Source organism: Paenibacillus sp. VCA1, from assembly GCF_031583795.1.
Lineage (GTDB): Bacteria > Bacillota > Bacilli > Paenibacillales > Paenibacillaceae > Paenibacillus_AQ > Paenibacillus_AQ albilobatus.
Genome location: NZ_JAVLSX010000009.1, coordinates 230,464 through 243,336, shown reverse-complemented (window position 1 = coordinate 243,336; position 12,873 = coordinate 230,464). Strand labels below are relative to the sequence as shown.

Annotated in this window: 10 protein-coding genes; 2 read left to right on the top strand and 8 right to left on the bottom strand. The window is 54.6% G+C overall.

Features of this window, described 5'->3' with window-relative positions; translation table 11 throughout:
* Window positions 1-165: 165 nt before the first annotated feature.
* From RJP21_RS21265 to RJP21_RS21240, 6 genes are all read right to left on the bottom strand, one after another.
* A complete protein-coding gene (locus RJP21_RS21265) occupies window positions 166-1,830 on the bottom strand; it encodes a phage tail tape measure protein (RefSeq protein ID WP_310861076.1) in 1,665 nt (554 codons plus the stop codon).
* Window positions 1,831-1,921: 91 nt separating this feature from the next.
* Window positions 1,922-2,866 (bottom strand): ABC transporter permease, encoded by a 945-nt coding sequence (locus RJP21_RS21260; RefSeq protein ID WP_310861075.1) that lies wholly within the window; start codon window positions 2,864-2,866, stop codon window positions 1,922-1,924.
* Window positions 2,863-3,792, bottom strand: coding sequence for an ABC transporter ATP-binding protein (locus RJP21_RS21255; protein WP_310861074.1), 930 nt, complete (start codon window positions 3,790-3,792; stop codon window positions 2,863-2,865). The genes RJP21_RS21260 and RJP21_RS21255 overlap by 4 nt, the downstream gene beginning before the upstream one ends.
* Window positions 3,789-6,200, bottom strand: a complete 2,412-nt coding sequence (locus tag RJP21_RS21250; RefSeq protein WP_310861073.1) for a DUF7408 domain-containing protein — start codon at window positions 6,198-6,200, stop codon at window positions 3,789-3,791. Before RJP21_RS21250 ends, RJP21_RS21255 begins: the two co-directional genes overlap by 4 nt.
* 386 nt (window positions 6,201-6,586) lie before the next feature.
* Complete coding sequence (gene purU, locus RJP21_RS21245; protein WP_310861072.1) at window positions 6,587-7,489, bottom strand: formyltetrahydrofolate deformylase; 903 nt, start codon at window positions 7,487-7,489, stop codon at window positions 6,587-6,589.
* 40 nt (window positions 7,490-7,529) lie between these two features.
* A complete protein-coding gene (locus RJP21_RS21240) occupies window positions 7,530-8,651 on the bottom strand; it encodes a deoxyribonuclease IV (protein ID WP_160042742.1) in 1,122 nt (373 codons plus the stop codon).
* Window positions 8,652-8,773: 122 nt separating this feature from the next.
* Between RJP21_RS21240 and RJP21_RS21235 the strand changes: the two genes are divergently transcribed.
* Together RJP21_RS21235 and RJP21_RS21230 are read left to right on the top strand one after the other, a co-directional pair.
* The gene (locus RJP21_RS21235) at window positions 8,774-9,244 is read left to right on the top strand and encodes a DUF2621 family protein (protein WP_160042743.1); all 471 of its coding nucleotides are present in this window, start codon (window positions 8,774-8,776) and stop codon (window positions 9,242-9,244) included.
* A gap of 165 nt (window positions 9,245-9,409) precedes the next feature.
* A complete protein-coding gene (locus RJP21_RS21230) occupies window positions 9,410-10,303 on the top strand; it encodes a TIGR01777 family oxidoreductase (RefSeq protein ID WP_310861071.1) in 894 nt (297 codons plus the stop codon).
* Here the strand turns inward: RJP21_RS21230 and RJP21_RS21225 are convergent.
* Complete coding sequence (locus RJP21_RS21225; RefSeq protein WP_310861070.1) at window positions 10,300-12,255, bottom strand: DUF6382 domain-containing protein; 1,956 nt, start codon at window positions 12,253-12,255, stop codon at window positions 10,300-10,302. The genes RJP21_RS21230 and RJP21_RS21225 overlap by 4 nt on opposite strands.
* Window positions 12,256-12,312: 57 nt before the next feature.
* Window positions 12,313-12,828: an A24 family peptidase gene (locus RJP21_RS21220; RefSeq protein ID WP_310861069.1), complete on the bottom strand. Its 516-nt coding sequence runs from the start codon at window positions 12,826-12,828 to the stop codon at window positions 12,313-12,315.
* Window positions 12,829-12,873 lie beyond the last annotated feature (45 nt).

Genomic DNA, 12,873 nt, shown 5'->3' with positions numbered 1-12,873 from the left:
TCCTTCCCGTTCGCTTCTCGGATCAACATGGTCATGCCGCGGATTGCCGCTTTTAACGCTTTCAGGCGGCATCCGCATTTTTGAGCGCGGCAAAAGGCTTGCCTTACCGCTGCATCGCTTGATCGTAATATTCCGGACAATAGCCTATAGCTATATGAACTAGCGTTATGGATTCGGGTTGATCCCCGTAAAATAACTTTCGACGAGGCTCTGCATCTGCTGCGGCAGCTCCTGCCGCCCGAGCGATTTTTTGGCTTCGGCTTCGTATTCATTATAGACTTCCTCGTACGGACGGCTCGCTCCATCCACGGCCGGCGCTACGCCGCCTTTCTGGATCGTTCCGCCCTGGCCTTGCAGCGGCCCTTTGTCGTTTTGTTTGTTGCCGCTGCCCGCGAACTTGCGCGGCGTTTTGACGAAGTTTTGCCCTCCGGCGCCAAGCCCCGCTCCGGGGCCTTGCCCCATACCCGAGCCGCTGCCGCTGCCCGTGCCGGTTCCCGCCCCGGCGCCGCTTCCCATGCCGCTGCCGGAACCGTTTCCTTGCCCGGAGCCCTGCGCTCCGCTGCTTCCCGGGGAGGCCTGGGCGCCGTCTTCCGCATCGCCTTCGTCCCCCTCAGCCCAAGCCAGCTCTTCGGCGCTGCCTCCGCTTGCCCAGGTATCCGACACCTGCATGCCGGAGGCGGTCATTTGCGAAGCCAGACCCAGCCCTTGCGAAGCCAGCTGCGAGCTCAGGCTGGAAGCTGCGGCCGATTGGCTCGCGGCTAAAGCACGGGCCTCCAGAGCCTTGGCAAGCGCCTCCTCCAGATCGTTCAGCGCCTCCTCCGCCTCCTTGTCTTTCGCTCCTTCGGCAAGCGCCTTTTCGGTCTTTTTCAAAGCGTCTTTCAGCGCTTTGGTGTCCGGATTTTTATCCGCTTCTTCGGCCAATTTGCTCAGCGCCTCCCGCAGCTGTTCTTTTTGCTCCTTCGAAAGCCGCGTAACCTCCCGCTTGAATTGCTCCATCGACTTCTTTAAATCCTCCGTCTGTCCTTCCGCAAGGCTTTTGCCCAGGGAGGACATCTTCGGATCGTTCTGCATCCTCTTCCCGAGCTCCTTCACGTTCCGCACGGCCGCTTCCTGCTTCGCCGCCGTTTTTTCCATTTCCTTCATCGTTTTTTCAAGCTCGGCCAGCGCTTGTTCCGGATCCTTTTGCCGTTCCAGCTTTTTTTGCAGCGCTTGAAGGCTGTCTGTCAGCGGTTTTTTCGCGGAAGGGTCGAGTTTTTGCGTCTCAAGCTGCTGCACGAGCTTTTCCGTTTTGTTTTTCTGGTCCTGAACCCACTCTTTTTGGCGGGCGGCTTCGGCGAGCTTGGCATCCATCGGGCTGGGCAGCAGCGCAAGCACGATCACCCCGATGAACAGCAGGCTGGCGGCAATCATCATTTTTTTATAGCTCGGATGCGGCAGCCTGTTCTTCAGCTCGGCGACGAATCGTTTCCCGTATGCTTCCGCCTGCTTGCGCTGCCAAACGGCTGCCGGGGCGTCGGAACCGGAAAAAGCAAGCGCCGTAACCATCATGTCGGTCCGCTCGGCTCCGCCCGTCGCCTCGTCCATGGCCTGCGCGGCTTCATGGTCTTTTACGCGATGCGCAAGCCCCCACGCCATCCCGGCGGCCAGGCCGGCGATCGCGGCCGCCAGCGCCAGCAAACGGTACGATGGAACCGGCCATAAACGCGCCGCCAATAAAACCAGCATCGCGCACCCGAAGCCTGCGGCGCTCCCGTACAATGCGGAGCGCAATAACCGAAACTGCTGCAGCCGATATTTCGTTTTTCCGATGGCGTTCCGAATGGCGTCCATTCCGTTTCCCTCCTTTCTTGCCGGGCTTGGCGTGGACGGCATGAGGCCTTCCTGTCCACCAGCCCTTGCCGTGAAAGTTCCTATCGAATCTTTAAGAAGGATCGCTCGCGCCCGTTTCGACGGATGGAGCCTTGTATTCCTGATTTTTATGCTTCCGTCTTGCCACCGGACGAATTTTGCGGATACTGATCCATAACGAACCGATGATGACCACGCTGTACACCAGCAAAAATTCCTGCCACAGCTGGATCGGCGCGTCGGCGTTCAGGTTGCCGTTACGAACGAGGAATGCCCCCTTCGAAAAGCCGGGGTCGAACAAACTGACCAGCGCCCCCGCCGGATTCAGCCCGAGAATGTAGCCGACAAAGGAATACGTCGGCCCCGTTGCCGGCGACGGAATCGAATAATAGCTGCGCTGCACGATGCTCATCACGAACAAATAAAGCAGCCCCGTCAGCAGAAAAATGCACAAACCGACGCCGTAAGTGACGATGACGGAAATCATCGTACGCTTGAACAAGGTTGAAAACAGCACCCCAAGCGAACCCAACAGCAGCATAATAAACAGATAAAACAAGAAGATGAAGAGCATCTGTTTCAGCGAAATGCCGCCGTACAGAAACACGATGCTGTAAATCGGCATGGTCGCCACGATAATAAGCGTCATAAAGCTTAAGGAGGAAAACAGCTTGCTCAGGATGATCGTGGATGAGCTTTGCTGCGTCGTCAGCAGCATGCTCAGCGTTTGCTTTTCCCGTTCCCCGCTGATCACGCCGGCCGTAAGCGCCGGGGCCATAAACGCGATCAAGACCAGTTGGGTAAAGCTCAGCACGTAGAACATCATGCGGCCGGCGCCCGAATTAAAAGGCTGGTTCCCCTGATTGCCAAGGTAAAGCGAAACGTAAATGTAACCAAGCGCGATCACCCCAAGCACCAAAACGTATGCGAGCAGGGAAATCGCCGACCTCGGGGTCCGCATGCGCAGGCGGAATTCCTTGTCGAGCACCGGATTGATCCATTTGCGGCTCCAGTTCATTCGGCAGGCCCTCCTTTCGTAATCTCGAGGAATACGTCCTCCAGGTTGGTTTGCGCTTCATGGAAGGAGATGACGGCATATCCCCAGGACATGATGCGCTGCAGCAGCTGCGCCTGTTCAGAATCCCCGCCGCCATAATGAACGTGGACACCGGTATTGTCGGAGAGCACCGCAGAAACGAGAGCCTCGTCCTGCAGACGCGCGGCCAGTTCCTCCTGGCGCTCCATGACACGGACATGAAGCACTTTTTTGACGCGGAGGCGCGCTTGAATGTCGGCGACCCTGCCCTGCGCCACCATTTCCCCATGCTCGATGACACCGATCTCATCCACCATTTCCGCCAGCTCCGGCAAAATATGCGAGGAAATGATGATCGTTTTGCCCATCTGCTTCAGCTCTTTCAAAATTTCGCGCATTTCGATTCTGGCCCGCGGGTCGAGGCCGGAAGCCGGTTCATCCAAAATCAGCACCTTGGGATCATGGATCAGACATCGCGCGAGGCATAGACGTTGCTTCATCCCCCGCGAAAGGCTGTCGACATAGACATCGTGTTTGTCGCTCAAGTTCACCAGCTCCAGCAGCTGGGGAATGAGCTTTTCGCGCTCGGCGCGTGGAATGTTATAGCTCGCTCCGTAAAAATGCAAATATTCCGTCGTTTTGAGCTGATCGTATACGCCGAAGAAATCCGGCATATACCCGATCCGTTTGCGCACTTCCTTCGGATGCCGGGTAACGTCGAAGCCGTCCACCCTGGCCACGCCGGACGTCGGCAGCATCAGGGTCGCCAAAATCGACATGGTCGTCGATTTCCCGGCGCCGTTGGGGCCGACGAACCCGAACACGGTCCCTTCGGGAATGTACAGATTGATATCTTTCAAAGCGGCGAAGTTGCCGTAACGTTTGCTTAAATGCTGAATATCGATCATCGTTTTACCGCCCCCTCTACGGCAAGCTCGGGCAGCATAAGTTCCGTCGCTGCTTTGGCCGTCAGCTTCAGGCGGATCCGTCCTTGCGAAGCGTACTGGTCGTTCGGGTTCGCCGCGCTCCACGGTTTGGAGGTATCCCATTTCATGAGTTCCCAATCCTGCTTTTTGTAATTGAAAATATGATACTCCGTTTGTTTGCCCAAATTTTTGCTCCGGAGCTTTATTGCGCCGTCCGCCATCTTTTTCAAATCCGGCACGTCATAGTCGAACATGACGCTTCCCTGCTCGATATGGCTGATTCCGGTAGGGTCCTCGTACCAGCCCGGTGCGGCGATCTGATTGACGACGGGCGCAATGAACCCGAACGGGATGTTAATTTTGCCGTTTTGGATCCAGCTGATGTTGACAGGCTGCAGCCAAAGGTTTAGCTGTTCGCTTTCGATGTCGTGGCTGTCGCTGCGGTATTGAAGCAGTTTATCGTTGTTGAACGCCAAAACATAGGCATCTCGGGAAGTCCATGCCGACCCTTGAAGGTAATTGTCCACCATGCCTCTCTCCCGGGTATAGCGGTCATTTCCGTTCGGGTAACCATGGAACAGCGCGAAGCTGAGCATGCCGTTCCGGGCCGTTTGGACGCTTTTGACCGACGCCAGGGAAACGGCTTTCCCTTTCTCCATATCCCCCAGCGGGTACAGCTTGCCGCCTACAACGAGAGCGGCGTTTTTCAAGCTTGTCGACGTCGTATTGGTTACTTTCCCGTCGAGATTGCCGTTGTCGTTAATGAACAAGCTCACTTCAAGCCGGCCCAAATCTTCGTTTTGGCGGCGCTGTTCCACCCAAAGCTTGGCCAGGGACCACTGCGGCATGTCGAGCAGCTCGACTTCGGTGCTTTTCGGCCCGACCTCAACCAGATTGCGGCTGCCGTCCGATCCGGAGAACGTCCCTCCGTCGCGCTGGATTTTCACGTACGTGTTGGCGGGAAGCTCCAGCCGGTAATCGCCGCTGCCCGGGGAAAAAAACGCGGTCGCGCTTTTGACCTTGCCCAGCCCGTTCCCGTCCAGTTCTACGACGTTCAGCGTGTGCGCAAGCTCCTTCGTTTTATCCGACGCGCCGACCATGTATACCGCACCGCTGGCAATGACCGCGACGAGAGGAATGATCCACCATGCCCATTCCCGTTTGTCGGCTTTTTTCAGAAGCCAATAGAGCAAAGGCGCGACAACGATGGCGTAAACCACGATCAGCGAGGCCAGAACCTTGAACGACGGCATTTTAAGAGAAGGGAAAAAGTTCAATATATAGCTCAGGTTCAACAGCGGATTGTAATTTCCGGTCATCGCTTTCATGTTGTTTTTTTGCAGCTCGCTGCCAAGCAGCGCGGACCACGCGTACGGATGGCCGGGCCACGAAGCGATCGGCTCTTGGGCCACATCGTAAGCGGCATACAACACTCTGCCGTTTTCGACTTGTCTACTTGCAAACAGCGGTTTCCCTGCGGTTGAATAGAGCACCGTCGCCCCCTTCACCGGCTGGGCGTCGGACAACGTAAGGTTGCCGTCCAAATTCAGCTTGCCGGGGCTGCCTTTGGCGTTCCCCTGCTTGTAAGCCCCCAGCTTTTCCAATTCGGGCAGCGATCCCGCACTAAAGGTGCCTTTATATTCGACCGGCGAAATGGCGGCAAAAGGAGCTGCCGTTTTCGGATATGCCGCACCGCCCCCAAGCACCAGCCGTCCCCCCGTTCTGACCCACTGTTCGATCGCGGTAACCTGCGCCGGAGTCAGGGAATCAGAAGCAAAACGATTGAACACGATCACGTCCAGCCCGTCCATCAGCATCGGGTCGGTTGGCATGTCCTGCTGCTTCATGTGGAGTACGTTCACTTTCGTATTGCCGCTTGGCAGCAGCGCAAGGAAATTCATCGCATCCGGGTCCTCGGACAGGACGGCGACGTTCGTCGGATTCATGCCAGCTCCGGTGATATAGCTTTTTCCGGACGAAAAGCCGACAAGATTTCCTTTTTTGACGGATCCCTCATAAAAAAGGATTTGGTTGCTGTTTTTGTCGTACTGCTGCCCCGGAATGGCCAGAACGATCTCTTTGGCCGTATCCTTCGGCAGCTCGACATGCTGAACATAAGACGCCGGGCTGTTGCCGTACCGATCCTGCATCACTTGGAACACGATGTCCCCCGACAAGTCCCGATTGCTCGTCAACGTCAGCTTTAATGGATTCCATGCTCCTTCTTTAATCGTCCCCCCGTATCCTGCTTCGCTTTTTAAGGCAATGGACGGCTTGTCGTCGGCGTGCACCGTGCCTGCGCCGGAGACCAGCGGAAGCAGCAGCAGCAACGCGATTGCCCATAAAGGCAGCCTTGTCCGCCTTTTCTTGTCACATTTGTTCGAAGACAACATTTCTGCTCCTCTCTCATCATGGTTTTAACATGCGTTTATCTTTTTTTGGCAAAATCCCCACATATTAAAGACGCTTGTTTTCGCCATTTCACTTCAATATTTTTAAAATTTTCCTAAAATATTTCGTCCGGACGGGAAAAATTGCTTCGATTTATGTTGGATGGTCTCTGATCCCATACGTTCAAGCGACGAGGTTAGTCACCATTCCTGACTCTCTCCGTAAAGTATGGAGCAAACCTCAGGCGGGACTTATTTGATGCCGTTTCGTGTTTCTAGGGTGTTTGAAAAAGGAGGGGTACAAACTGCGATGATTTTAAAAAAACCTGCTTCGGGCGGAAGCAGGTTTGTTCGGGTTGATGTTACGTTATGAAGAAAAGTCGAATTTAGCCGTTAAATACGACGGTTTTGTTTTCATGCACCAAAATCCGGTCTTCGATATGCCACTTGACGGCTCTCGCCAATACGACGCGCTCGATGGTGCGGCCGATCCGCTTCAATTCGCCGACATCGTCGCGATGGCTGACACGCTGCACGTCCTGCTCGATGATCGGGCCGCCGTCCAGCACCTCCGTGACGTAATGGGCGGTCGCTCCGATGAGTTTTACGCCGCGCTCGTAGGCTTGGGCATAAGGTTTGCCGCCGACGAAGGCCGGAAGGAAGGAGTGGTGGATATTGATAATCCGGTTACGATAGTGCTCGATAAAGAACGGAGAAATGATCTGCATATAACGGGCCAAAATGATAACGTCGATGTCGCTGCCGACGACCTCCAGCTGACGTTTCTCCGCTTCCTGCTTTGTATCGGGCGTTACCGGAATATGATGGTACGGTATGCCAAACGACTCCACGTATTCTTTCATGTCCGGGTGATTGCTCACAACCATCGCAATGTCGGCGTCCAAATCCCCGGCCTGCCACTGCCACAGCAGCTCAACCAAGCAGTGGTCCTCTTTGGAGACGAAAATCGCGAGCTTTTTCTTGCGGTTCACATCGAATATGTTCCACTGCATGCTGAACTTCGTCGCAATGGCCGCAAATTCTCTTTCAAGCTCAGGCAATCGCTGCTGCAAATCCGGCAGATCGAATTCGACCCGCATAAAAAACATGCCGCCTTCCGGGTCCATCGTATATTGGTCGGATTGAACGATATTCGCCCCGTGCTGATGAAGAAAATGGGAAACGGCCGCTACGATTCCCGGTCCGTCCGGACAGGAAATCAGCATCCGCGCGCGGTTGGCATGTGCTTGTGATGTATTGGATGCATTTTTCTTGACGTGTAGTTCCATGAAGCTTCTGCTCCTCCTCGTTCTCACTATAGTTATCTTTTTATTTCAACGCTTCTTTGCCGGCAAGGCAGGCGATCAGCCGCTGGTTGATTTGCTCCTCGCTCAGGTCCGGGAACAGGTTCGCTTCGGCGATCATATCGTATAGGCGCTCAAGCGGTTCGCGCGAATCGGCTTTTTTCGCTTTGGCGTCATTTTTAAGCAGCGACCATACGTCCAGAACGTATTGGCTCGGCTGGATGTCCTGTTTCGCGAAAAACGCGTGCAGATCCTCCACCTGTTTCATAAAATCGCCGCCAAAACGTTCGGAGACGTTGCCGCGAAGAAGCGCAATTTCGATTTCATACATCGGCCGCTGCGTTTTGGCGTCTTTGCCGATCCAAGGCGTTTCGAGAATAAACGGTCTGCCTGCCAGTTTCTCATGATGCACGACGGAATGGATCGTATCGAAACCGATCCATCCCGAACCGATCGGGGCGTGACGGTCTTTTCCCGCTCCGCGCGGATTTTTGCTGTCATTGATATGCACGACGCCGATCCGGTCCAATCCGATGATGCGGTCGAACTCTTCGAGAACGCCGTCCAGGTCGTTTACGATGTCGTATCCCGCGTCGTGGATATGGCATGTGTCCATGCAGATCGTGAGACGGTCATTTTTGTCAACCTTCTCGATCATGCTGGCGATTTCCTCGAAGGTCCGTCCCATTTCCGTTCCTTTACCGGCCATGGTTTCCAAAGCGATATGAACTTCCGTTTCATCGGTACCGTTCAGCACCTCATTGAGGCCGTCCGCAATCCGTTGAATACCGTATTCAGGGTCTTTATCGGTATAGGCTCCCGGATGGAGAACGATATTTTTCACGCCGATGGCATGCGTGCGGCGAATTTCCTCCTGAAGGAAGCTGACCGCAAGTTCGAACGTGTTCGGCTTGTACGATCCGAGATTGATAATGTAAGGCGCGTGCACGACGATTTCCTCAAAGCCGCTTTCCTTCATTAACTGCTTGCCTTCCTCCAGATACATCGATTCAATCGGTTTGCGGCGCGTATTTTGCGGTGCGCCGGTATATATCATAAACGAGCTCGATCCATAGCTGCTGGCTTCGTTGGTTGCACTTAACAGTCCCTTGTCCGAAAAGGACACATGAGAACCGATTTTTAGCATAATTCATCCCCCTCAATCGAATTAACCCTTATTTTAGCGTGAATGCTGAAATAAATCTAGGAATGCGTTATAATTCTAGGAAGGTTAAATGAAAATCGAAGATGAGTGTAGAGGTGAACCACATGCACAGTTCATGGGGCGTGAGGCTGCTGTCCTCATCCATGCCTTCCGATATGTTTATGGATTCCATCATGTTATGGGCCGTCATTCTGCTGATCTTGATGATGATCGGCGGATATTTCATGATCCGTAAATTTTTGAAGGTGCTCCCGAAAAACGACGGAAAATCCAAGCTTGATTGGCAAAATCATTGGGTTGAGTCCAGCCGCCATCTCTGGACGGACGAATCCAAGGAATTTTTGGAGAAACTGGTCAAGCCCGTGCCCGGGCCGTTCCGCGATATCGCCAAGCACTCCATTGCCGCCGAAATCGGCAGGATCGCTTTGGAAGAAGGCGCTTCGGAAGTGACGCGCGACCATTGCATTAAAGGGTATATCTCCGCGACGCCAAAAAGGGACAACAAATTCCTCGTCGCTTTTCTCAACAAAAACCAGATCGACTACAAGCCTTACGAACATCTGATGCAAAAGTAGCTTCTGAGCATACAAACGAAACAAGCCCTCCGGCAGGAGCATCATTCTTGAAGAAACGACATCATTTCTTCAATTGAAGCCTATGCCTGGGGGCTTTTGCATACTCAGCTTTGAGTCTTTTGACTTAGGAGATTTGATTGTTAAAACAAGGAGGTTATAACGCCGATGAACATTGCCATTTGCGGCGGTACGGGCTTTATCGGACAAGCGCTGACCGAACATTTGCTTAGCCGGGGGCATGACGTGACGGTCATTTCCCGAAACCATGCGTCTGAAGAACAATCCGGAGCGCGTCGCCTGACATGGGATCAAATCAAAGCCGAACCGGAACTTCTGGAAGGAACCGGGGCGATCGTGAATTTGGCCGGGGCTTCGCTAAATCAGCGCTGGACGCCAAAAGCCAAACGGAGCATCATGGACTCCCGTTTGACCACCGTCCTTGCCGTGGCCAAACTCGTTCAAGCGCTGCGCGAGAAACCGGCGGTTGTCGTTCAAGGATCCGCGGTCGCCGTTTACGGTACCTCGCTCACCGAAACCTTTGACGAGGACAGCCCGTCCCATGTCGTCGATTTCCCCTCCTCCGTCGTCAAAGAATGGGAGGATGCCGCCGATGAGATTTCGGGCGTTCGGCTGATCAAACTTCGGACCGGCGTCGTGTTGGGCAACGGCGGCGGAGCGTTTCCGCTGATGAAGCTGCCGTATATGCTCGGATTCGGCGGCCGCATCGGCAGCGGCAAGCAGTGGGTGCCCTGGATTCATCTTCATGATATCGTTCGTTTGATCGAATACTGCATCACCCAACCCGATATCAGCGGGCCGGTGAACGCCACGGCTCCGGAGCCGGTTACCAACAGCATGTTCGGACAAACGGTCGGCCAAGTTTATCGCCGCCCCCATTGGTTTCCGGTACCGTCGTTTATGATGAAGGCCGTACTGGGGGAACTTTCCCTCATGCTGCTGAAGGGACAGCGGGTCATCCCGGAAAAGCTCCTGACCCACGGCTTCCGCTTCGAGCATCCGACGTTGAGGCAGGCCCTTCAGGATTTGAAGGAGCACTAGGCGGAACGGAACGTATAATGCCCCTTGACGATGACGAACGTGTCCCCGTCATGAAGCGAATATTCCTTATAAGGTACCATCGCTTCCCCTCTAAGCCGGGTCCCGTTTTTCGAGCCGAGATCCTTGATCCGGAATGTCCCGTCATCGCCCCGGCTGAGCTCCACATGCGCACGCGATGTTCCAACGGAGGATTCCACGTATTGCGATACTTCCGCGGACCGGCCGATAACGAAATGCTGCTGCTTCAGCTCGATCCTTTCGGAGCCCGTTCCCCCCTCCCCTTCTCTGAGCAAATAACCCAAAGGAGGGGCAGCTAAGGATGCAGAATGGCCGCCGCCGGAAGCCGGGGCTGGGTTTAACAGGACGGTCGCTCCGCCTCCCGGCTGCAGGATTTCCGTTTTCAGCCCAAGTCGGCCGTAATACTCCCGCTCATCCGTATCCGGATATGAAAGAACATCCGGTTCTTGCGAGTGGTTTCGTTCGCCACGGCGCAGGGCCGGCTCTTCATGGCGCAGGTTCGGCTCACCACGGCTCAGGGCCGGCTCGCCGCGGCCTCCCGTTTGTTCGGAAACGTCTCTTGCTCCGAAGTGGCGTATGCCGTTATCGTTCTTATCGGCGGCATCCTGCGAAGGAAACTTCCATTTCCATTCCGGCTCGGGATCTTCCTCCGGTTTTCCCAAACCTTTCTCCCTGTTTTTTCTCCCGGTTCTCAAAAATCCGGTAAATTGCTCCACTTCAAAACGGGAACGTCCCTGACGAGGTTTCGACACGGAGAGCTCAACCGAACCGAAATCAGGCAGTGCCTCGAACGGAACGGAATCCGCCTCCGCCTGTTTTGGGGCAAAGAGCTTGCCCATCCAGCTCATGGCTGCAACGATCCCCAAGATCACCGTGAGCGAAGCGCATAGAATCAGCGTCCCTTTACCCGGATCCGCCATGTAAATCATTCGCCATGCAATCGCCGCGCCAAGCAAACAACCAAGCGCAATGTACGTTTTGCGGGCTGATGCCGACTTTGCTTTCTCCTCATCGTCCTCTTTCTCTACCTCCGCTTCTTGATCTTTGCGGCCCCAGCTTTTCAGGAAGTCGGGGTACGTATCGTCGTTCCGGCCTTGATCATGCGGCCTTGGCAAGAAAGACTCTCCGGCAGGAGGAGCCCCGCTGCCAACGATGTTTCTTGCAGCCGAAGCTTCGGTGCGTTCCCTGCGGGGCTCAGCGGCCTGCAACGGCCTGGCCTGCTTTTCCTGAAGACGGGAAACGGCACCCGACTGCGGCCGCGAAAGAGACCCCATACTCGGCGCCAAATGTTCCTCCCTCCCCAAACGGCCCGCTTCTTCCCTGTGGAAAGGTTCTTGAATCCGATAATCCCACTGTCCGGATATCGCGACACTTTCGCTTCCGCCGCCGGAAGCTTGATCGCCTTCCCCGGATAAAAGGCCAAGCAGCAGCTTTTTGAAACCTCCCGGTGTAAAATCCTCGGATGCCGTAAACTGCAGCAGCTGCTGCACGCCGCTGCCGCTCAGTTCGGTGACGGAAGCCATAAACCGGGTAACCAGTTCTTTTAAGCCCTCCTTGATCGGCTTCAAGCCTTCCGTCCGCTTTAAAGGAATATAGGTCAGATATAACGTCCCTTCTTGCAGCGACCCGTCCACGAAAATGTAGTCTTCATCCAACACGTATTTAAGCGGCTGCAGCATGTACATCGCGCTTTCCTCCAGCGCTTCGGCCACCTGCAGCAGCAAACCGTAATATTCCGTCATGTTGATCTTTTCGCTTTTCAGCATATGGGAAAGCATCTTCTTTTCGGTGATGTCATACCATAGCGTGACCTGAAGGTCGACTTCTTTTACATGAAGGGGCAAAAAACGCGGAATCCGCGAAGCAGCGATCATCGACGCCTCTACCTTGCCCAGTTCGTCCGAACGGATGCCGGCGCGGTCGGACAGCACCATATAAGTGCCCCCTTGTTGCATAAAATCACGCGATAAACCCATCATTTCAGTTCACCTCTAGCCGATGGAATACATGCAGGCGATCACATAGCCGGGAAGGACGGCAATCATAAAGGGAAATCGGAGCTGCTGCTCTTTGCCTGCCGTTAGAGAACGGAAACTTTTCAATATAAAAAATCCGGCCAAATTTCGTAACACGTTCCGCATTCTTTGCATCGTCTCCCGTCTCCACAATAAAATCAGGAAGCCGATGACCCCGGCGCAAAGAACGGAATAGACGATGCACTGGATGGTTAGAAGCAGCCCCAGCCACGCGCCAACCCCGCCGAAAAACTTGACGTCTCCCGCTCCGACCGCTCCGATCAGATGCATGAGAAGCAGTAGAATAAATCCCGCCGCCAAACCTTTGATCGAAAACAACAGTCCTTGCAGTCCATCCGCTGCCGTATGAAACAGGATACCGCCAAGCATTGCCGATACGGTCAGCCAATTCGGAATTTTCATCGTGCGGATATCCGTGACAAACGCCGCGATGACGATCATCGCACAGCCCCAGATTGAAAAATCTACCATGTTTGAGCATTCCCCCTCTTTATTTAGACCGCTTATGCCGCTTGG